Below are 20,788 nucleotides of genomic sequence, written 5' to 3'. Positions count from 1 at the left end.
GGCACTCCGGCGCGCCGGCACCATCGCGGCAGCCCCGTACGGGGGACTCGCCCGATCCGATGATCGGCCCGTACGGGGGAATGGTGAGGTGACGAGATGACCGGGCCCGTGAGGGGCGCGGCCTCAGCCCCCGGGCGTGCAGGCCGGTCCGAGGCGGCGCATCGCCTCGGCGACCGCCGGGCGGTCCTGGTCCAGCCAGTCCACCCGGTCCTCCTCGCCCGGCGCCAGCCAGCGCAGCGCGTCGTGGTCCTGGAGGGGCCGGGGGTCGCCGGACACCAGCCGGGCCGTCCACACGTACAGGACGAGCCCGGGACGCAGCGCCCACTCCCCCGGGATCCGCTCCAGCGGCTCCGCCTCGATCCCCAGCTCCTCGCGCAGCTCGCGCGTCAGCGCCTCCTCGGGCGTCTCACCGGGCTCGACCTTGCCGCCGGGCAGCTCCCAGCGGCCGGCCAGCGCGGCGGGCGCGCTGCGCCGCGCGGCCAGCAGCCTTCCCCCGTCGAGCACCGCTCCGCCCACCACCACACGCACGTCCGTCATGCGCGGCAGCCTACGTCCCCGCAGCCGCCCCTCCGCCCCCAGGTGCCACCCCTTCACCCCAGGTACCGCCACCCCATCGCCTCACGTCGCGGCGTGCCCCACCCGTTCCACGACGTACAGCCGCCCGTTCCTGCGGGTGTCCAGCCGGTCGGCCACCTGCTCCGCTTCCGCGCGGGTGGCGTAGCGGCCGACGCGATAGCGGTTGCCGCCCTCGTCCTGGCGAATGACGAGCCAGGGCAGCACCACGCCACTGTCGGTCATCGCGCCCCTCCGTCCGCCGGCCGGCGCGCCGTCGCGCGCCCCTCCTGTACTGATGCCGAAACCGCATTCCGCATATGCCCGAGCCTACGCCCGACCTTCACGCACCGGATACGGCTTTGCACAAAGAGGTACCGAACCGGCCATCGGGCCGCGTGCGGACGGCGCGCGGGCAGCTCCGGGCGGGCTCCGGGGGCGTACGCGAACGGGCGCCGCCGGCGGCCTCTGCCGCCGACGGCGCCCGTCGGACAGGTTCACGCGAGGGCGTTACACCGTGCCCGCCTCGCACTTGGCGTCGGACTTCCCGCCGGCCGCGGCCTCCTCGGCCGCCTCGGCCTCGGCCGCCGCCAGCGACTCCGCCTCGGCCGCGACCAGCGACGGGTTGCGCCAGGAGCTGCGGACGCCCCACACGTAGAAGGCGAGGCCGATCACCGCGACGACCAGGATGTCCCAGCCCGGCGCCAGGTAGCCCTTGCCGCCGAACTCCTCGCCGCCCATGTACGAGACGCACGCCATCACCAGCAGGTACGCCACCATCCAGGCGCCCGCCTTCAGGTGCGGCTTCAGCTCGGCCCACGGCTTGCGCAGCTCGTACCAGGCCCAGACCGGCAGGCCGACCGCCATGATCAGGATGACCTTGCCGGTGAGCGGCCAGCGACCCCAGTACAGGACGAGCGAGCCGAAGACCATCGCGACGGGCGCGACGACCGGCATGATCTTCAGTTTCACCGGCCGCTTGAGGTCGGGCGCGAGGCGGCGCAGCGACATCACCGCGACCGGACCGGTGATGTAGGAGATCACGGTGGCCACCGAGACGATCTCGGCGAGCGAGCCCCAGCCGCGGAAGACCGCGAGGAACAGGAAGGCGATGAAGAGGTTGAGGATCAGCGCCGGGCGCGGCACACCGGTCTTCTTGTCGACCTTGCCGAAGATCTTCGGCAGGTGGCCGTTCTCCTGCACGCCGTGGATCATGCGCGAGGTGGTCGCGGCGTAGATCATGCCGGTGCCGGACGGGGAGACGAAGGCGTCCGCGTACAGCAGCAGCGCCAGCCAGTTCAGGCCCCAGGCGACGGCGAGGTCGGCCAGCGGCGAGTTGTAGCCGAGGTGGGCCCAGCCGCCGGCGGACTCCAGCTTGCCGCCGGGGACGGCCATCAGGAAGGCGACCTGGAGCGCGACGTAGATGACCAGCGCGATCAGGATCGAGTAGATGACGGCCTTGGGCAGCGACTTGCCCGGGTTACGGGCCTCGCCGGCCATGTTCAGCGGCGACTGGAAGCCGTTGTAGGCCCAGACGATGCCGGAGAGGGCGACGGCGGAGAAGACCGCGCTCCAGCCGTTGGGCGTGAAGCCGCCGTGGTCCTTGATGTTGCTGGTGTCGAAGTGCGCCAGCATCAGCGCGCTCGCGGTCAGGATCGGTACGACGACCTTGAAGATCGTGATCGCGGTGTTGGTCTTCGCGAAGAGCGAGATCGCGAACCAGTTCAGGAAGAAGTAGAAGATCAGCAGCAGGCTGGCCAGGGCGACGCCGGTGCCGGTCAGCTCCTTGCCGTCGTAGAGGGCCTGCGCCCACCCGAAGTCCCAGGAGCTCATGTACTGGACGGAGGCGGTCGCCTCCCCGGGTATGACGGAGACGATCGCGATCCAGTTCGCCCAGGCGGCGAGGTAGCCGGCCAGCGAGCCGTGCGAGTACTGGCCGTAGCGGACCATGCCGCCCGCCTTGGGGAACATCGAGCCCAGCTCGGTGTACGTCAGGGCGATCGTGAGCGCGACGACCGCGCCGATGACCCAGGCGAGGATGGCGGCGGGACCGGCGATGGCGGCGGCCCGCTCGGCCCCGAAGAGCCAGCCGGAACCGATGATCGACCCAAGACCCGTGGCGGTCAGGGCAATGGTCCCGAGGGACCGTCGGTAATTCGAGTGGGAGCCCTGCTCCGCGCTCTGGGTCTGCGTCGTGCTCAACGTGCTTGGTCTCCTGATCTTCCCCCGTGCCGTGCACAAACTTCGCCATCGTAAGAGCGAATTGGAAGATCGGATTCCCAAGCAGGGTCAAAACTCGGGTCTGGCTGACGGTGTGTGACGTTTCCCACACACCTATTGGCCGTTCAAATCCTGACATACAGCGAATTAAGGGGTGGCTACTGGCGGGTTACGCGTCAGTACACACCGTGCGATCTTGGGTTCGGCACGGCTCTGACGGCGATGAAATTGCTAGGTGGGAACGGGTTTCGGCCATAAGGGAGAGGGGAAAGAGGGCGAGTCGGCCGGTCATCGGACCGGCGGCGCCCGGCCCGTCCGCCGCCCTGGCACCGCTCCACCCTCCCGTCCCCGCCCCGCCGCCCCCCTCACCGGCGCTTCAATGCACCGGCAGGTGGTATGCCACCCGGTGGCGGTCGGCGAGCGTGACGACGTCGGCCGTCTCCACCGGGCGGCCACCCGCGAAGTACGTACGGGAGATGACCAGCACCGCGTGGCCCGGCACCCCGCCCAGCGCCATCGCCTCCTCCGCCAGCCCGGGGCGCGCCCCGACCTCCTCGACCACGTTGTCCACGATCACGTCGATGGCCGCCATCCGCTCGACCACCCCGCGCCCGGCCAGCGGCCCCTCCTCGGGCAGCATCACCGGCGTCCGCCCCGTGATGTCGAGCGGCTCCCAGGACGTCGAGAGCATGGCCGGCTCACCCTCGGCCCGGAAGAGGTAGCGCGTGCGCATCACCCGGTCGCCCACCTGGATGCGCAGCCGGGACGCGACGGAGGCGCCGGCCTCCTCCCGCTCACTGCTGGACTCCCAGGTGCCCTTGACCCGCTCGTCGGCCTGCTCCTGCCGGAAGGGCGTGGCGCCGACGCCGGTGCGGTAGCCGGCGCGGGCGATCCGGCGCGGGACGGGCTGCTCGCGCACGTACGTCCCGGACCCGGAGCGGCCCTCGACCAGCCCCTCGGCCATCAGGACCTTGCGGGCTTCCAGGGCGACCGTGTCGGAGACGCCGTACTCCTCGCGGATGCGGGCCTGGGAGGGGAGGCGGGTGTGCGGAGGCAGCACACCCTCGACGATCTTCTGGCGCAGGTCGCCGGCGACGCGGAGGTACGCGGGCTGCTCACCGAAAGGCACATGCCCCTCCCAACAGCTTGACAGTCAGCAACAGCGTGGCAACCGCGTGTTGTTGACCGCAAGCCTGGGCCAGTAATTCACTCGATGTGATGAACCCCAGCTCAACCAGCGTGCCGATCATGGAAGTTGGCCATGCGCCGACACGCGTGCACGGCTGCCCGGCACGGCCGCGCCGCGCGTGCCAGAGTCGGTACGACACACCGCACGCGCGACCGGCGCCCGAGCGGTACGGGAAGGAGCCCACCGTGCCCGACACCCCCACCGGCAGCAGCACCGACTCCCCCGCTCCCGCCCTCGCCGCCATGCCGGAGGACTGGCAGCGCGCCCTGGCCGTCGTCGCCCACCCCGACGACCTCGAATACGGCGCCGCCGCTGCCGTCGCCGAGTGGACCGCCGCCGGCCGCGAGGTCACGTACCTCCTGGTCACACGGGGTGAGGCCGGTATCGACGGACTCGGCCCCGAGGAGTGCGCCGCGGTCCGCGAGGCGGAGCAGCGGGCGAGCGCGGCCGTCGTCGGCGTACGGACGGTCGCGTTCCTGGACGGGCACCGCGACGGCGTCATCGAGGCCGGGACGGCGCTGCGCCGCGACCTGTCGGCCGCCGTCCGCCGGTACCGCCCGGAGCTGCTGCTCACCCTCAACCACCACGACACCTGGGGCGGGGTGGCCTGGAACACCCCGGACCACCGGGTCGTGGGCCGCGCCGTCCTGGACGCGGCGGGCGACGCGGGCAACCGCTGGATCTTTCCCGAGCTGACCGCCGAACTCGGACTCGACCCCTGGGACGGCGTCCGCTGGGTGGCGGTGGCCGGCTCCCCGTACCCCACGCACGCCAAGGAGGTCGGCCCCGGCATCGAGCGGGCGGTCGCCTCGCTCGCCGAGCACCACGCGTACATCACCGGCCTGGAAGGCGCGGGCCAGGACCCGGTCGCCTACGCCCGCGGCTTCCTCGAACCCATGCTCCGTACGGCGGGCGACCGGTACCGCGGCACCCCCGCCACCCTCTTCCAGCTCTACCCGCGCTGAGCCGCTACCGCCGCCCGGCCCGGCGGCCCGGCCCGCCCGCGTGCACCCGCGCCGCGAAGTCCGTGACCAAGGCGGCGACCTCCGCCGGCCGCTCCATCAGCATCGCGTGCGTCGCGTCCACGCCCGCCACCTCGACCCAGGGCTGCGTACGCGCCAGCTCGTCCAGGTCGGCGTGCAGCCCCCGCACGTACGCGGCCATCAGCTCGTCCACCCACGGCATCCCGGGCGTCGAGGGGTTCGGGCGCAGGGCCCGCGCGATGAGCAGCGGCCGTCGCAGCCGCCGGTAGAGCCCGAACAGGTCGATCTCGGCCATGGCCTGCTGCATACCGAGCCCCGCCACCCGTTCGGGCCGCAGGTAGAGTTCCCCGTCCGCGTTCCGCGCCGCTCCCCGCCGTACGCCCGCCTCCCACCGCCGGGCGGAAATTCCCAACGCGGCTGCCATGGCTGCGTGCTGGGCCAGTACGGCGTCCAATGTGCCGCCCGGCAAGGGACGGCCCATCGCCGCGTCGGCGAATTCCCTGGCCTGGGCGAGGCGTTGCACCACGTATTCCCGGTCGAGGCCCACGTACTGCTCGGGCCGTCCCATGCCGTGCCCGTCCAGATTGACCGCGCCCGGCGTCTCCGGCAACTCCTCCAGACAGCACGCCGCGATCATTCCGCCCAGCGAATGCCCCACCGGAACGGCGTCCGGAATTCCACATGCCGCCACTACGGCAGCCACATCCGCGACCGTCTTCGCGAACGTCCAACCGGCCTCCCCGCCCCCGGACTTCCCGTGCGCCCGCACGTCCATCGCCAGCACCCGGTGCCGCCCGGTGAGCAGCGGGGCGACCGCCTCCCAGTCCAGCAGCGTCCGCCCGGCCCCGTGCAGGAGCAGCAGGGGCGGGCCGTCGCCGCCGTGATCACGTACGGCCAGGCCGGCCCCGTCGGGGGCGGTGACGAAAAAGTCCTCGGTGTCCTGTGCGGAAGTCATGCCGCCACGCTAGGTCCCCGAAATCCGTTCAAGATCATCCGTACGGACGTGGATTTTCCCCACCCGCCCGGCCCATAATGGACTTACCCCGCTTGCCCCACCCGCCCATTCGGCGGTGGGGAGCTCGGATCCCGGCGAGTGCGGTGCGGCCATGCGTAAGACGTCGGCGCCTTACGGCCGCTCCTCGTCCGGTCCCGTTGCGCCGCCCGTTCCGTCGTCTGTTCCGGTACCGGACCGTTCATCGGCGCCCGCCTCGCCGAGCAGCCCCGAATGCGCCAGCAGATACCCGAGCTGGGCCCGGCTGCTGCTGTCGAAACGCTCGGAAACCTTGCGGATATGGGCCACCACCGTGCGGCGGCTCAGGCCGATCCGGCGGGCTATCCGCTCGTCCGTCTCCCCCTCGACCATGGCCCGGAGGATGACGCGCTGGAGTTCGTCCAGCACGGGCGCCTCGTGCTGTGGCACCACCGACGGCTCGACGGGGACGGCGCGGGCCCAGTGGCGTTCGAACATCACCGACAGGTAGCGGATCAGGGCGGGGTGGCGGATCGCCAGCGCGGTGTCCGCGGTCTCCTCCCCGGTCGGGATGAAGGCGACGTCCTGGTCGCAGATGATCAGCCGGTCGAATATCTCGACGAGCGTGCGGACCTCGGCGCCCGCGGCGGTGATCCTCCTGATGTAGGCGAGGGTGGGCTTGTGGGTGCGCACCGAGTGCTGGTACAGCGTCCGTTGCCGTACTCCGCGCGCCAGCAGGGGCAGGCTGCGCCCCAGGGCCTCGCGCAGCAGCTCGGCCGGCCGGCCGCCGCCGGGCTGGGCGGTGATGAGTTCCTCGGCGCAGCCGCTGACCGCGGCTTCCAGCGCGTGGCTGATCGCCCGGGTGCCCCGGATGACGGTGAGCGGCTGCTCCTCCCTGCTGCGTACCTCGGAGTAGACGGAGTCGTAGGCGCCCACGGCGGCCCGGATCTCCGCCGCTTCCCTGCGGAAGCGCGTCATCGCTTCTTCCAGGGGGCGGAGGGCGGCCTCGGCCGCGATCGCCGGCGGGACGGGAAACGCCAGTCCGTCGGGGTTCTGCGACTCGACGACGAGTTGAAGCCGCTTCAGGCACTCAGGTACGGCGTCAAGAGGAATATTTCCTTCGACCACCGCGCGACGGTAAAGATCTTTGGCCGAGAGGCAGGGCTCCGCAGCGCCAACCATGCTGCATGCGGGCGCCTTTGAGCAGGGTTCGTCTCGCTTCACAGAAGTGCAAGGTAACATCACGCAGCTGGCTCAATCCATCTTTCCGTGTCCGCTTCGGCCAGGATGAATAATGAGGATCGCTGCTGTGGGGGGAGCGGCCGTGCCTGCTTTTCCCTCGGCCTGATGCGTGCGGGCGCCACGGCATCCGCACGGTAGGGGGATTCGATGCACAGCATTTCGCCGGCCACGTCCGGCGGCGTGGGGATCGCCGCCGCTCACCCGGCCCGCCGCGGGACTCCGGCGGCTTCCCCGGGGACGCCCGCGCCGCCCGCCACCGGCCCCACCACTACCGATGAGGACCCCGCCTGGGGGTGAAGCGCGACCGCGCCCGGGGACGGGGCCCCGTGCGCGCGGTCGGCCGTGGTTCGGATCCAGATCTTGAACGGGGGTTGAAGTGGGCGATGACGCCGCGCTTCATGTAGGTGAGAACGTCGACATTCCTGTACTCATACGGTTCGTACCCGGAGTTTCCGTCCAGTCATTGATCGGGGACGCACTCGGGATCCCGCAGGGAGTTCCCGCGAACCGCCGCGCCCTGCTGCGCAAGTCCTGCACCGAGCATCTGTGGAACGTGATGGGTCCGATCACGTCCGCGGGATACCTGCATATTCCAGGGATTCTCTCGGCGGACGGCGAAGCCGGCCCGTACGCCATGCGGGACGAGATCGAAAGAATTGCCGACACCACGCCGGAGGACCTGCTGGCGGACCTGGAGCGGACGTTCGGCGGAGAAGCGCCGCCCGCCTGGCGAAAGGTCGTCGACAATCCCGGCGACTTCTTGATCTCGTACGCCGGCCTGGTCCGTACGGCCTGGGAAGCGGTGGCTCCCGTATGGCACCGGGCCAAGCCCCTGCTGGAACGGGAGATCGAACGCGTGGGGGCGGCCTCGGTCACCGGCACCATGGCCGCCCTCCTCGCCAACCTGAGTCCGCGGACCGCCTTCCTCGACGGCCGGCTGCGGCTGCCGGACCGCGCACCGCTCGCTCAGGACGTCGCGGTACGCAAGCTGACGCTGCTGCCGCTGGTCTCCGGCACCCGCGCCTGCGTCCTGCGCGTCGGCGTCGACGGGCACGCCTCCGTCGGCTATCCGGTCGCCGGGCTCGCTCCGCTCCTGGGTGGCGGCGAGGACCGGCGGGAGCGGGTGTCGGACGCGCTCGCGATGACGCTGGGCGAGTTGCGCGCCGTCATCCTGCGCAAGGGCAACCAGCCCGTCTCCATGGGCAAGCTGGCCGACCTGCTGCACTGCACCGCCGGCACGGTGACCTACCACTGCCGGCAGCTCGAACAGGCTGGCCTCCTCTACCGCGAACGGCAGGGCCGCGAGGTCCGGATACTGCGCACGCTCCGAGGCGACGCCCTGGTGGATGCGCTGTCATGACCGGTGAACGTCTCGTCACGGGCGACGGCCGTCCTTCCGTGACCGATGAGCGGCTCGCCACGGCCGAGGACGGGCCGACGCCGGCCCCGGCCCGTCTGGTCGTCCTGGTCTCCGGATCGGGCACGAACCTCCAGGCACTGCTGGACGCCGCCGCCGAGGACCCCACCGGGTTCGGGGCGCGGGTCGTGGCGGTCGGCGCGGACCGGACGGGCATCGCCGGGCTGGAGCGTGCCGAACGGGCCGGCCTGCCCACCTTCGTCCGCCGGGTGCGCGACTTCGCCACCCGCCAGGAGTGGGACGCGGCCCTGACCGAGGCCACGGCCGCGTACGCACCGGACCTGGTCGTCTCGGCCGGGTTCATGAAGATCGTGGGCAAGGAGTTCCTGGCCCGGTTCGGCGGGCGCGTCGTCAACACCCATCCGGCGCTGCTGCCCAGCTTCCCCGGGGCCCACGGGGTCGCCGACGCGCTGGCGTACGGCGCGAAGGTCACCGGCTGCACCGTGCACTTCGTCGACGACGGTGTGGACACCGGGCCGGTCATCGCGCAGGGGGTGGTGGAGGTGCGCGACACCGACGACGAGGCGTCCCTCCACGAGCGCATCAAGGAGGTCGAGCGTTCCCTGCTGGTCGATGTCGTGGGCCGCCTGGCCCGCGACGGCCACCGCATGGACGGGCGCCGGGTCCTGCTGCGCTGAACCCGGCACTCCGGCACGCACCGGCCGTGGCCCCTCACCCGTGAGCGGGGGGCCACGGCCGCCACCGTGTCAGCCGAAGAGGCCGGGGAGCGTGGCCTCGTGGGCGTCGCGCAGGTCGTTCAGCGACAGGGTGAACTGGCCCTGGACATCGAGGGCATCACCGTCGACGACGCCGATACGGGTGGCCGGCAGCCCCCGCGCCGCGCACATGTCGCTGAAGCGCAGCTCCTCGCTGCGCGGCACCGCCACCACCGCGCGGCCCGCCGACTCCGAGAAGAGCAGGACGAAGGGGTCCAGCCCATCGGGGACGACGATCCGGGCGCCCTTGCCGCCGCGCAGGCACGACTCGACCAGCGCCTGGACCAGCCCGCCGTCGGAGAGGTCGTGCGCCGCATCCACCATGCCGTCCCGCGACGCCGAGATCAGGATCTCGGCCAGCAGCTTCTCGCGGCCCAGGTCCACCCGCGGGGGCAGGCCGCCCAGGTGGCCGTGGACCACCTGCGACCAGGCCGAACCCCCCAGCTCGTCCTTGGTGTCACCCAGGAGGTAGAGCAGCTGCCCCTCTTCGGCGAACGCCATCGGCGTACGACGCGCCACATCGTCGATGACGCCGAGCACCGCCACCACCGGGGTCGGGTGGATGGCGGCCTCGCCGGTCTGGTTGTACAGCGAGACGTTGCCGCCGGTGACCGGCGTGCCCAGCTCCAGGCAGCCGTCGGCCAGCCCGCGCACGGCCTCGGCGAACTGCCACATCACCGCCGGGTCCTCCGGCGAGCCAAAGTTCAGGCAGTCCGAGACCGCCAGCGGCCGGGCACCGGTGGCCGCGACATTGCGGTAGGACTCCGCCAGCGCCAACTGCGCCCCGGCGTACGGGTCGAGCTTGGCGTAGCGGCCGTTGCCGTCGGTCGCGATGGCGACCCCGAGCCCGGTCGCCTCATCGATGCGGATCATGCCGGCGTCCTCCGGCTGCGCCAGCACGGTGCCGCCCTGCACGAAACGGTCGTACTGGCTGGTGATCCACTTTTTGGAGGCCTGGTTGGGCGAGGCGACCAGCTTCAGGACCTGCGCGCGCAGTTCCTCGCCGGTCTGCGGGCGCGGCAGCTTGCCCGCGTCGTCGGCCTGGAGCGCGTCCTGCCAGTCGGGGCGCGCGTACGGACGCTCGTAGACCGGGCCCTCGTGCGCGACGGTGCGCGGCGGTACGTCCACGATCTGCTCGCCGTGCCAGTAGATCTCCAGCCGGTCGCCGTCGGTGACCTCACCGATGACGGTGGCCGTCACGTCCCACTTCTCGCAGATCGCCAGGAACCGCTCGACCTTCCCCGGCTCCACGACCGCGCACATCCGCTCCTGCGACTCGCTCATGAGGATTTCCTCGGGCGAGAGGGAGGAGTCGCGCAGCGGCACGTCGTCCAGCTCGACGCGCATGCCGCCGGAGCCGGCCGAGGCCAGCTCGCTGGTGGCACAGGACAGTCCTGCGCCGCCCAGGTCCTGGATGCCCGTGACCAGGTCCTCCCGGAAGACTTCGAGGGTGCACTCGATGAGCAGCTTCTCCTGGAAGGGGTCGCCGACCTGGACGGCAGGCCGCTTGGCGGGGCCGGTGGCGTCGAAAGTCTCGGAGGCCAGCACGGAAACGCCGCCGATGCCGTCGCCGCCGGTGCGGGCGCCGTAGAGGATGACCTTGTTGCCGGCGCCGGACGCCTTGGCCAGGTGGATGTCCTCGTGCCGCATCACGCCGATGGCACCGGCGTTGACCAGGGGGTTGCCCTGGTAGCAGGCGTCGAAGACGACCTCGCCGCCGATGTTGGGCAGGCCCAGGCAGTTGCCGTAACCACCGATGCCCGCCACGACACCCGGCAGGACACGCTTGGTGTCGGGGTGATCGGCAGCACCGAAACGCAGCGGGTCCACGACCGCGACCGGCCGGGCGCCCATGGCCAGGATGTCGCGCACGATGCCGCCCACACCGGTGGCCGCACCCTGGTACGGCTCGATGTAGGAGGGGTGGTTGTGCGATTCGACCTTGAAGGTGACCGCATAGCCCTGGCCGACATCGACCACACCGGCGTTCTCCCCGATACCCACCAGCAGCGCGTCGCTCGCCGGCGCTTTGGCACCGAACTGCCGGAGGTGGACCTTGCTGCTCTTGTAGGAGCAGTGCTCGGACCACATGACGGAGTACATGGCCAGTTCCGCACCGGTGGGACGGCGGTCCAGGATCTCCCGGATACGGGCGTACTCATCGGCCTTGAGCCCCAGTTCGGCCCACGGCTGATCGGTGTCCGGCGTCTCGGCTGCGTGCTTGACCGTATCGAGCGTCATGCGTCGACCAACTTCTTCAGGATCGAGGTGAAGAATCCGAGACCGTCCGTACGGCCGGTGCCGATCAGCGGCTCGACGGCGTGCTCCGGGTGCGGCATCAGGCCGACGACATTGCCCGCCTCGTTGGTGACACCGGCGATGTCACGCAGCGAACCGTTCGGGTTGCCGCCCAGGTAGCGGAAGGCCACCCGGCCCTCGGCCTCCAGCATGTCGAGCGTGCGCTCGTCGGCGACGTACCGGCCGTCCATGTTCTTCAGCGGTACGCGGATCTCCTCACCGGTCCGGTACGCGGTCGTCCAGGCGGTGCCGGCGTTCTCGACGCGCAGCCGCTGCTCCCGGCAGACGAAGTGCAGGTGGTCGTTGCGGAGCATGGCGCCGGGCAGCAGATGGGCTTCGGTGAGCAGCTGGAAGCCGTTGCAGATGCCCAGGACCGGCAGCCCGTCCCGCGCCTGTCCGGTGAGCGTCTCCAGCACCGGGGAGAAGCGGGCGATGGCACCGGCCCGCAGGTAGTCACCGTAGGAGATGCCGCCGGGCAGCACCACGGCGTCGACCTGCTTGAGGTCCTTGTCGCGGTGCCACAGCGGCACCGCCTCGGCCCCGGCGAGCCGCACGGCCCGCTGGGTGTCACGGTCGTCCAGCGTGCCCGGGAAGGTCACGACTCCGATGCGTGCCGTCATGACCCGGCGGCCCCGTCCTCGACGTGCACGGTGAAGTCCTCGATGACCGTGTTGGCCAGGAAGGTCTCCGCCATCTCGTGGATACGGGCCAGCGCCGTGCCGTCCACGGGCCCGGCCACCTCCAGCTCGAAGCGTTTGCCCTGACGGACGTCGCCGATCCCCTCGAATCCCAGGCGTGGCAGTGCGCGCTGCACCGCCTGCCCCTGCGGGTCGAGGATCTCCGGCTTGAGCATGACGTCGACCACGACGCGTGCCACTGGCACTCCTCCTTGTAACGCAGCCTGCGCGACCAGAACGCGGCCGGTGCAATCCGGAGGACGCCATTCACTTTCCCGGCACGGCCGTTCGTGCCCATTAGGGGGAAGCCGCGGCGCGGAAGTCAAGGCGCTCCGGGGTTTTCCGGTGTCGCTTGGAAGTCCTTGAAAGTGGCTGGAACCGGAGGGGCCGGTTGATGGAGTCTGGGGACAGCACGTCGGGCGCAACCGGGCTCTGGAGCCCGTGTCACAAACTGCAACGGGGGAGTTCACGTGTCAGCACCGCAATCGGATCCACGGCCGGTCGCCGTCATCGGAGCCGGCCCTTCCGGTCTCGCTTCTCTGAAAAACCTCAGTGATCTGAACATTCCCTGCACGGCGTACGAGTCCCATTCCGGTGTCGGCGGTATCTGGGACATCGGCAATCCGCGAAGCTCGGTCTACGAGAACACGCACACCATCACCTCGCGCGAGGTGACCGGATACGCCGACCTGCCCATGGACCGGGGCCTGCCGTCCTATCCGCGCCACGACCAGGTGCACGCCTATCTGCGCCAGTACGCGGAGCGGTTCGACCTGCTGCGGCTGATCCGGTTCGGCTCCGACGTGACCGGGGTCGAGCGGCTGTCCGACGGCTGGCGCGTCACCACGGCGGACGGCCACACGCAGGAACACAGCGCGCTGATCATCGCCAACGGTCACAACTGGCACCCGCACACGCCCGCCTTCCCGGGGAAGTTCGACGGCGAGATCCTGCACAGCCGGGACTACAGCAGCCCGGCCGGCCTCGCCGGCAAGCGGGTGCTCGTGGTGGGCGCCGGCAACTCCGGCTGCGACATCGCGGTGGAGGCCGCGGGGGTCACCAACGACGTGGCCATCAGCATGCGCCGCGGTTACTACTTCTTCCCGAAGTTCATCTTCGGAAAGCCCGCCGACCAGGTGTCGGAGTCGAGCCAGAATCTGCGGCTGCCGGCCCCGGTGGCGCGCGCCGCCTACCGTACGATGCTGAAACTGAGCATCGGCAGTCCCGAGCAGTTCGGGCTGCCCAAGCCCGATCATGAGCCGCTGGAATCCCCGCCGATCGTCAATTCCCTGCTGCCGTACTACTGCGCGCACGGACGGGTGCAGGTGCGTACGGCTCCGGTGCGGTTCGACGGCAAGTTCGTGGAATTCGCCGACGGTACGTCCGAGGAATTCGACACCATCATTCTCGCGACCGGGTTCCGGATTCACATCCCGTTCGTCGGCGCGGAACACCTCGACTGGCACAAGGGCCGTCCGGACTTCTACCTGCTGGCTTTCTCGCCGCGCTACGACGATCTCTTCATCGCGGGTATGACCGACGGGACCGGCGGTCACTTCCCGACCGTGGAGCTCCAGTCGCGGGTCATCGCCGCCTATCTGGCGGCGCGGCGGCGGGATCCGGAAGCGGCCCGCCGGTTCGACGAGCTCAAGCGCCGCCGGGACGTGGACATCAGCGGCGGCATCAAGTTCCTCGACTCGCCCCGCAACCTCACCCAGTTCGAACTCCTCACCTACCTCCGGGTGCTCCGCGACCACCTGTCGCTGCTGGGCGGCCAGGACACCACGTACGCCCAGCGGCCCTCCCTGCTGGAGCAGGCCGCCGCGCTCTTCAAGGGAGGCCGCAAGTGAACTCCCTCGGCGCCGCACTGCTGACCGATGTGCAGAACGACGTCCTCGACGAGGTGCTGGTCGGGGTTCCGTACAACAGCGCGTCCCAGTTCCACGAGTACTTCGGCACCCGGGCGGCGCCGCCGCGCTTCGGCCTGTCCTGCGCCTGGCAGTCGTTCGCCGCCGGGCGAATGGTGGCCGAGCGGACCGGTGTGACCGCGGAGTACCTGATCGACGGGCGGCATGTCGCGGCCGTCTACCGCGGCCCGGACCACGTCGTCGTCCTCGACCCGTACCTCCTGCACAGCGAGCCGCTGCGGCTCGACCGCTCCGCGGCGGCCGACGGCGCGGTGCGGGTCGTCGTCGACGCCTATCCGTACCGGGTACGCGCGGACGGCACCCCGGCGCCCGGCCGGGTCCGGGCCACCTGGACGCTGGACGACGACGTGATCCGCCTGGACTACCTGCGCTTCAGTCCGCGGCGCGGTCACAACGTGGCGTCCCGGTCGTTCGTCATGCGCCCGGGTTCGCGGCTGGAGACGGTGCCGCCGCCGGCCGACTGGGTCCGTCCGCTGCTGGTCCACCCCGAGCAGCACAGTGTGTCCGTACGGGTGCTCCACCCGGGCACCCGGCAGCTGGCCGAGCTGATCCTGCCGCTGGCCGGGCGGCCCGCCGGCATCGCCGAGGACCGGTCGCTGCTGATCACCAAGGACAACCAGGGTGCCGTCGCCGCGTACGGCGAGGCCGGTTTCGAGCAGAACCTCGACGTGGTGGCCGACGCGGTGGCCGCGCCGCGGGACGACGTGATCGCGTTCCTGCTCGAAGCGGCGGCCATCCACCGCGCCGCGGCCCCTGCCGGGCTGGACCTGGCGCCCTACTCCCTGGAGGACGAATGACGGCCGAAGCCGTTTCCGGCGTGGTGCGGCGGACCCGTTCGTACTTCCTGGCGGGCACCATGCAGGGAGCGCGTACGGGCGCGCACCTCACCGACCAGTCCTACCGGGAGCTGCTGACCGGCACGCTGCGCGCCCGGCGGCCCGAGGCCGTGATCCACGACCCCGGTGTGCTGATGGCCGAGTGGCTGGCCGCGCACCCCGCCGACGTACGGGCCGCGCACGCCGCCCTCGCGGACCGGCCGGTGCTGCGCCACGCCGACCTCGCGCCGGAACTGCGGGAGCTGACGGACCTGTTCCACCGGCTGACCCGGCTGGCCGCGGACAGCGACGTGTGCGTGGCCTGGCTGCCCGGTCACGAGCCCAGCATGGGCACCGCCGCCGAGATGCTCTCCGCCCACCGGGCCGGGCGCACCGTCGTCTCCATCACGGACATGCGGCAGAACCTGGCGGTGCTCTCCTGCTCGACGGTGATCCTGCCGGACCTCGACGCCTTCACCGACTGGCTCGACACGGGCGGTGACCTCCTATGAGCGCGGACCCGTACGACGCGGACCGGCCCCGCGAGGCCTGCGGCGTCGCGGGCGTGTGGGGGCCGGCCGGCCGCCACGCCGCTCCCGTGCGGGAGATGCTGGTCGCCTTGCAGCACCGCGGCCAGGAGAGCGCCGGGATCGCCGTCGGCACGGGCGCCGCCCTGGTCGCCCGGCACGGCGCGGGCACCGTCGCGCAGGCGCTGCCCGATCTGGACGGGCTCCCCGAGGGCCCGGTCGCGATCGGTCACGTCCGGTACGCCACTCACGGCGCGCGGGACGGCCTGGCGGGCGCCCAGCCCGTGGTCCTCGACCGGCCGCCGCTGGCCCTCGCGCACAACGGCACCCTGGTGGATCCGCACACGGCCCCCGGCGCCGAGGCCGTGGAGCCCGCGGGCTGCTCCACCGACAGTGAGCTGCTGGCCCGGCTGCTGCTCGCCGCCCGTATGGCGGCGGGCCTCGACACCCGGGCGGCGCTGCACGAGGTGCTGCCGACGCTGCGGGGCGCGTACGCCCTCGTCCTGACCGACGGGGAGAACCTGTACGGCGTACGCGACCCGCACGGCTTCCGGCCGCTCGCGCTCGGCCGGCGGGACGACACCTGGCTGCTGGCGTCCGAGACGGCCGCCGTCACCGCCGTCGGCGGCGAGGTGGTCCGGGAGCTGGAGCCCGGTGAGGTGCTGTCCATCGGCGCCCACGGCACGACGAGCAGCCGGATCGAGGCCCCGGACGCGAAGACGGCCGCCTGCCTCTTCGAGTACGTCTACTTCGCCCGCGCCGACTCGACGCTCTCCGGCCGCAGCGTCTACCGGGCGCGCTACCGGGCGGGCCAGGCCCTGGCCGATTACGCGCCGGTGGGCGGCGAGCCGCGCCCGGTCGTCGTGGCGACCCCGGAGACCGCGCGGGTCGCCGCCGACGGTTACGCCGAGCGGGCGGGGCTGTCCGTCGTCCAGGGCCTGCTGCGCCCCGGAGCGGTCGGCCGCAGCTTCATCGCGGGTGACGGCGCGGCCCGGGAGCAGACGGTACGGCGCAAACTCGTCCCGGTGCCGGACGCCGTCGCCGGGCGGCGGGTGGTCCTGGTGGACGACTCGCTCGTACGGGGCACCACGATGCGCACCGTGGCCCGGCTGCTGCGCGACGCCGGTGCCGTGGAGGTGCACCTGCGGATCGCCTCCCCGCCGTACCGGTGGCCCTGCTTCTACGGCGTCGACACCGGCCGGCCCGCCGAACTGCTCGCCGCCCGGCTGCCGATCACCGAGCTGGCCGGACAACTGGACTGCGACAGCGTGGTGTTCCTGTCCCTGGACCGGCTCACCGAAGCCGTGGGAGGCGACTCCTCCGGTTACTGCACCGCCTGTCTGACCGGCCGCTATCCGACCGCCGTCCCCGCCGCCTTCGCCGCCCCGGCGGTCGGTTGCGGGCCCGAGGCCCGTTCCGAGACCGCCCTGGCGTCCCGAGCCACAGCCGAATGAGGAGCCCAGCAGTGAACACCCCAACCGCGGCGACCGCGACCCGGCAGCCGGCACCGGCGCACACCGGTCGGGAAGCCCGCACCATCGTCGAAGCCCTTCTGGCCCGCACCACCGGCCCCGACGCCGGCCGTCCCGTGGTCACCGCCCTCGACGCGTCCGGCACACCGGTCGAGAGCCTGATCCCGGCTGAACTCGACCTCCGCGCCCGGGCGCTGGCCGCCGCCCTGCGCGCCGCCGGCCGCGCCGGGGACCGCGTGATCGTGCCGGCCCTGCCCGGTCTCGACTTCCACATCGGATTCCTGGGCTGCCTGTACGCCGGCATGATCGCCGTACCGGTGCCCGCCTTCCGCACCGCCGCCCGGGGCGGCACCACCACCCGCGCCGAGCGGCTGTCGGCGATCTGCGGCGACTGCGCCCCGTGCGCCGTCCTCGTCTCCACCCGGCAGGACGCCGAGGAGGCCGACTCCGGCCTGCTCCCCGGGGTGCGGTGGGTTCCCGTACGCCAGGACCTGCCCGCTCCCGAGGCGGCCCTGCCGCCGGACCCGGCGGCGCTCGCCCCGGAGACCACGGCACTGCTCCAGTACACCTCCGGCTCCACCGGTGACCCGCGCGGTGTCGTGGTCAGCCACGGCAACCTGGTCGCCAACCAGGCCGCGATGCGCGACCGCTGCGAGGTCGAGCCCGGCACGACCATCGTCAGCTGGCTGCCGTTCTTCCACGACATGGGGCTGTGCACCGCCGTGGTGCTGCCGCTGGTCTCGGGCGCCACCACGGTCACCATGGAGCCGGCCACCTTCGTCCGCGATCCGAAGGTGTGGCTGCGGGCCATCGCCGCCGAGGACGACGTGTTCACCGCCGCGCCCGACTTCGCGTACGACATGTGCGTCAACCGGGTGTCCGAGGAGGAGCGCGCCGCCATCGACCTGTCGACCTGGCGGGTCGCGGTCAACGGCTCGGAGCCGGTACGGGCCGCCACCCAGCGCCGGTTCGCCGAAGCGTTCCGGATGAGCTACTTCCGCGAAGAGGTCTTCTCGCCCGGTTTCGGGCTGGCCGAGTGCACCCTCGCGGTGAGCGTCAGCCCGTCGCTGGAGCCCACGGTCGTGGGGCTGTACGACCGGCTGGCGCTGGCCGAGGGCAAGGCGGTGCGGACCACCCTGGCGGACGAGGGCGTCGAACTCGTCGGCTGCGGGACCGTGGTGGACGGCGTCACGGTCGCCGTCGTGGACCCGGACACCCGTCAGGTCCTCGCCGACCGGGTCGTCGGTGAGATCTGGGTCGACTCGCCCGGCAACTGCGGTGGCTACTGGGCCCGCGAGCAGGAGTCCGCGGAGACCTTCGCGGCACGGGTGGCGGGTACGGAGGCGGGCTCCGGGCCGGCGTACGTACGGACCGGGGACCTCGGCTTCGTCGACGAGGGCGAGCTGTTCATCACCGGCCGCATCAAGGACGTCCTGATCATCGGCGGGGAGAACTACTTCCCGCAGGACGCCGAGGCCGTCGCGCTGGACGCCCACCCGGCCTTCGCCCAGCAGCGGGCCGCCGCCTGGCCGCTCGGCGAGGACGACCGGGGTGTCGCGGTCGTCGTCGAGACGACGGTGCGCGACACCGACGCGCTCGCCGCCGCGGTCCGCGCCGCCGGGATCGCCGTCGCGAAGGTGCTGCCGGCCGCGGTCAGCGTCTACGCCGTACCGCGCAACAAGATCCCCCGCACCACGAGCGGAAAGATCCGCCGCCGGACGTGCGCGGAACAGGTCAGGACGGGACAGCTCGCGCCGCTGGCCCAGTGGTCCAGCCGGCGCACGGAGGGAGCGGCATGAGCACCGCGCAGGACATCACGCCCGGGCTGGTGGCCGAGCGACTTCGCCAAGTGGTCGCCGAATTGCTGGAGATGGCGCCCGCCGACCTGGACACGGACGTGCCGCTCAGCGCCTTCGGCATCGACTCGATGACGACGTCCGTGCTGGCCGGCGACCTGGAGAGGTGGTGCGGGGTGCAGCTGCCGCAGGACGCCTCCCTCGGCAGACTGACCCTGACCGAAGCGGCCGACGAAGTCGTGGCAGAGCTGGCCCGGGCCACCCGGCCGCCCCAGCAGACCAAGGAGCGATGAACATGGCACTGGACGCATTCGGATTCCTCTTCACCGGCCGCGGGCTCGACCCCGAGCGGGACCGGTCCGTGATCGAACGGGACGGCTTCCGCGCCGTCATGGTCGGTATGGCGGACCCGTCCCAGGCACCCGAGGTGGCGGCGGCCCTGGTGGACGAGGGCATCCAGCTCATCGAACTGTGCGGCGGCTTCGGCCCCGTGTGGACGGCCAAGGTCATCGAGGCCACCAAGTCCCGGGTGCCGGTCGGCTCCGTCGGGTACGGCCCCGAGTCGATCGACGGCATGGCAGCGCTCTTCCCGCCGCAGGCGGGCTGACCTGCCCCGAGTCGATCGACGGCATGGCAGCGCTCTTCCCGCCGCAGGCGGGCTGACCCCAGCCCGCCTCCCGCCGGGGTCTCCTCCCTTTCCCCCGTAAGGCGAGGAGGCCCCGCGGGCCCCGGAACCGCCCGGCAGGCCACGGCGGGACGGCCCGGCACCGGCCCGGGATCCCCGTACGACGACGAGATGGGTCACCACCATGAACCGCGCCGAACTCCACGAACTGCGCGTACTGGCAGCCAGCCGTCCCGCCCTGCCGGTCCTGCTCCACGCCGGCCGGTTCGCCCGGCCGCTGAAGTACGTGCCCCGCCTCGGCTGGCTGACCGCCGACGCGGCCACCGCCCGCGCCGTCCTCACCGACCAGAAGCACTTCACCGTCCTGGACCGCGGCGGCGTGGGCCGGCTCTGGGCCCAGCTCCTCGGCGACTGGGTCGACGACCTCTTCGACGGGGAAGGGCACCGCGCCCTGCGCGCCGGCACCCGCGAACTCTTCGGCGAGACCACCGCCCGCGCCCTGGTGGACCGCACCATCGGCGCCCGGCTGGCCGAGGCCCGCGCCCAGCTGGCCGTCGGCCGGCCCGTGGACGTCGCGGCCCTGGGCCGGGCGGTCGTCGGCCGGATCGTCACCGAGCTGCTGCGGGTGCCCGTCACCGGCACCGACGACGCGGCGTACGAACGCGTCTTCGCCACCGCCCGCGAACTGGCCGCCCTCTCCGTCGAAGCCGCCGGCGGCGGCGACCTCACCGAGGCGACCGTGGCCCGCGGCCGGGAGATCGTCGCCCGGCTCACCGGCCACGTGGCGGACATCTGGCGCACCGAGTCCCCCGACCACCTCGTCGGACGCTGCCGCGAGGTGGGTCTGGACGCGCACCGGACCGCCGGGATGGCGGCGCTGGTGGGCGTCGCGGCGACCGAGACCGCCGCGAGCGCGATCACCCGGACCGTGGCCCTGCTGCACGACACCGGCGAGCAGCACAAGCTGGTCGCGGCGCCCGACCGGGTTCCGGAGGCGGTCCGCGAGGGACTGCGGGCGACCGCCCCGGCCCCGGTCATCGGCCGGACCGTACGCAGCGACGTACGGCTCGCCGGGCGCACCCTGCGCGCCGGCGAGCGGATCACGCTGCTCAACTACACCGCCAACAGCCTCACCGGGGGCTTCCGGCTCGGCCGGCCCGCCGAACCGGCCAACCGCCAGCTGTGGTTCGGGGCCGGCCGCCACCACTGCCTGGGCTCCGCGATCGCCCAGGCGGAGATCGGCCGCACCCTGGAGACCCTGACCGCCGTCGGGCGGCCCTGGCGGATCGTGGCGCGCCGCTACAGCCGCCGCGTGGTCATTCCCTCGTACGACCGGCTGACCGTGACCCTCGTCTGACGGG

General features: G+C 72.2%; 20 protein-coding genes. 11 read left to right on the top strand and 9 right to left on the bottom strand.

Features of this window, described 5'->3' with window-relative positions:
- Positions 1-123 precede the first annotated feature (123 nt).
- The 4 genes from AB0L45_RS03885 to AB0L45_RS03870 all read right to left on the bottom strand — a co-directional run bounded on the left by AB0L45_RS03885 (position 124) and on the right by AB0L45_RS03870 (position 3,901).
- Positions 124-537: a (deoxy)nucleoside triphosphate pyrophosphohydrolase gene (locus AB0L45_RS03885; protein ID WP_365835803.1), complete on the bottom strand. Its 414-nt coding sequence runs from the start codon at positions 535-537 to the stop codon at positions 124-126.
- A gap of 81 nt (positions 538-618) precedes the next feature.
- Positions 619-798, bottom strand: a complete 180-nt coding sequence (locus tag AB0L45_RS03880; RefSeq protein WP_365835801.1) for an SPOR domain-containing protein — start codon at positions 796-798, stop codon at positions 619-621.
- 264 nt (positions 799-1,062) lie between these two features.
- On the bottom strand, positions 1,063-2,754 hold the full coding sequence (locus AB0L45_RS03875; protein WP_365835799.1) for an APC family permease: 1,692 nt from the start codon (positions 2,752-2,754) through the stop codon (positions 1,063-1,065).
- 394 nt (positions 2,755-3,148) lie between these two features.
- The gene (locus AB0L45_RS03870) at positions 3,149-3,901 is read right to left on the bottom strand and encodes a GntR family transcriptional regulator (RefSeq protein WP_365835797.1); all 753 of its coding nucleotides are present in this window, start codon (positions 3,899-3,901) and stop codon (positions 3,149-3,151) included.
- Positions 3,902-4,203: 302 nt separating this feature from the next.
- On the opposite strand from AB0L45_RS03870, the gene AB0L45_RS03865 reads away from it, so the two are divergent.
- Positions 4,204-4,926 carry a PIG-L deacetylase family protein gene (locus tag AB0L45_RS03865; protein WP_365836335.1) on the top strand — a complete coding sequence of 241 codons (723 nt, stop codon included), beginning with the start codon at positions 4,204-4,206 and terminating at the stop codon, positions 4,924-4,926.
- Positions 4,927-4,930: 4 nt separating this feature from the next.
- Here the strand turns inward: AB0L45_RS03865 and AB0L45_RS03860 are convergent, their stop codons facing one another.
- Together AB0L45_RS03860 and AB0L45_RS03855 are read right to left on the bottom strand one after the other, a co-directional pair.
- The gene (locus AB0L45_RS03860) at positions 4,931-5,899 is read right to left on the bottom strand and encodes an alpha/beta hydrolase (RefSeq protein ID WP_365835795.1); all 969 of its coding nucleotides are present in this window, start codon (positions 5,897-5,899) and stop codon (positions 4,931-4,933) included.
- Positions 5,900-6,070: 171 nt separating this feature from the next.
- Positions 6,071-7,042, bottom strand: coding sequence for a LuxR C-terminal-related transcriptional regulator (locus tag AB0L45_RS03855; RefSeq protein ID WP_365835793.1), 972 nt, complete (start codon positions 7,040-7,042; stop codon positions 6,071-6,073).
- 577 nt (positions 7,043-7,619) lie between these two features.
- On the opposite strand from AB0L45_RS03855, the gene AB0L45_RS03850 reads away from it, so the two are divergent.
- Together AB0L45_RS03850 and purN are read left to right on the top strand one after the other, a co-directional pair.
- Positions 7,620-8,516: a MarR family transcriptional regulator gene (locus AB0L45_RS03850; protein WP_365835791.1), complete on the top strand. Its 897-nt coding sequence runs from the start codon at positions 7,620-7,622 to the stop codon at positions 8,514-8,516.
- Complete coding sequence (purN, locus tag AB0L45_RS03845; RefSeq protein ID WP_365835789.1) at positions 8,513-9,211, top strand: phosphoribosylglycinamide formyltransferase; 699 nt, start codon at positions 8,513-8,515, stop codon at positions 9,209-9,211. Before AB0L45_RS03850 ends, purN begins: the two co-directional genes overlap by 4 nt.
- A gap of 69 nt (positions 9,212-9,280) precedes the next feature.
- On the opposite strand, the gene purL is transcribed toward purN, so the two are convergent.
- Genes purL through purS form a run of 3 tightly spaced genes read right to left on the bottom strand, consistent with a single transcriptional unit; the run spans position 9,281 to position 12,464 of the window.
- A complete protein-coding gene (purL, locus tag AB0L45_RS03840; protein ID WP_365835788.1) occupies positions 9,281-11,530 on the bottom strand; it encodes a phosphoribosylformylglycinamidine synthase subunit PurL in 2,250 nt (749 codons plus the stop codon).
- Positions 11,527-12,207, bottom strand: coding sequence for a phosphoribosylformylglycinamidine synthase subunit PurQ (gene purQ, locus AB0L45_RS03835; protein ID WP_365835786.1), 681 nt, complete (start codon positions 12,205-12,207; stop codon positions 11,527-11,529). Before purQ ends, purL begins: the two co-directional genes overlap by 4 nt.
- On the bottom strand, positions 12,204-12,464 hold the full coding sequence (gene purS, locus AB0L45_RS03830; RefSeq protein ID WP_365835784.1) for a phosphoribosylformylglycinamidine synthase subunit PurS: 261 nt from the start codon (positions 12,462-12,464) through the stop codon (positions 12,204-12,206). Before purS ends, purQ begins: the two co-directional genes overlap by 4 nt.
- 270 nt (positions 12,465-12,734) lie before the next feature.
- Between purS and AB0L45_RS03825 the strand changes: the two genes are divergently transcribed.
- The 8 genes from AB0L45_RS03825 (at position 12,735) to AB0L45_RS03790 (ending at position 20,784) form a co-directional block, all read left to right on the top strand.
- On the top strand, positions 12,735-14,114 hold the full coding sequence (locus AB0L45_RS03825; RefSeq protein ID WP_365835782.1) for an NAD(P)-binding domain-containing protein: 1,380 nt from the start codon (positions 12,735-12,737) through the stop codon (positions 14,112-14,114).
- Complete coding sequence (locus tag AB0L45_RS03820) at positions 14,111-14,989, top strand: hypothetical protein (protein ID WP_365835780.1); 879 nt, start codon at positions 14,111-14,113, stop codon at positions 14,987-14,989. The genes AB0L45_RS03825 and AB0L45_RS03820 overlap by 4 nt, the downstream gene beginning before the upstream one ends.
- Positions 14,986-15,519 (top strand): hypothetical protein, encoded by a 534-nt coding sequence (locus AB0L45_RS03815; RefSeq protein WP_365835778.1) that lies wholly within the window; start codon positions 14,986-14,988, stop codon positions 15,517-15,519. Before AB0L45_RS03820 ends, AB0L45_RS03815 begins: the two co-directional genes overlap by 4 nt.
- Positions 15,516-16,988 carry an amidophosphoribosyltransferase gene (purF, locus tag AB0L45_RS03810; protein ID WP_365835776.1) on the top strand — a complete coding sequence of 491 codons (1,473 nt, stop codon included), beginning with the start codon at positions 15,516-15,518 and terminating at the stop codon, positions 16,986-16,988. The genes AB0L45_RS03815 and purF overlap by 4 nt, the downstream gene beginning before the upstream one ends.
- Before the next feature lie 11 nt (positions 16,989-16,999).
- Complete coding sequence (locus AB0L45_RS03805) at positions 17,000-18,805, top strand: fatty acyl-AMP ligase (RefSeq protein ID WP_365835774.1); 1,806 nt, start codon at positions 17,000-17,002, stop codon at positions 18,803-18,805.
- Positions 18,802-19,095 (top strand): acyl carrier protein, encoded by a 294-nt coding sequence (locus AB0L45_RS03800; RefSeq protein WP_365835772.1) that lies wholly within the window; start codon positions 18,802-18,804, stop codon positions 19,093-19,095. Before AB0L45_RS03805 ends, AB0L45_RS03800 begins: the two co-directional genes overlap by 4 nt.
- A 2-nt stretch (positions 19,096-19,097) precedes the next feature.
- Positions 19,098-19,409 carry a DUF6506 family protein gene (locus tag AB0L45_RS03795; protein ID WP_365835770.1) on the top strand — a complete coding sequence of 104 codons (312 nt, stop codon included), beginning with the start codon at positions 19,098-19,100 and terminating at the stop codon, positions 19,407-19,409.
- A gap of 202 nt (positions 19,410-19,611) precedes the next feature.
- Complete coding sequence (locus AB0L45_RS03790) at positions 19,612-20,784, top strand: cytochrome P450 (RefSeq protein WP_365835768.1); 1,173 nt, start codon at positions 19,612-19,614, stop codon at positions 20,782-20,784.
- The last annotated feature ends 4 nt before the right edge of the window (positions 20,785-20,788 follow it).

The sequence above is a fragment of the Streptomyces sp. NPDC052496 genome, assembly GCF_040679095.1.
Taxonomy (GTDB): Bacteria; Actinomycetota; Actinomycetes; order Streptomycetales; family Streptomycetaceae; genus Streptomyces.
Note: the sequence above shows the minus strand (reverse complement) of the source record. Positions and strands in the feature narration are given on the sequence as shown.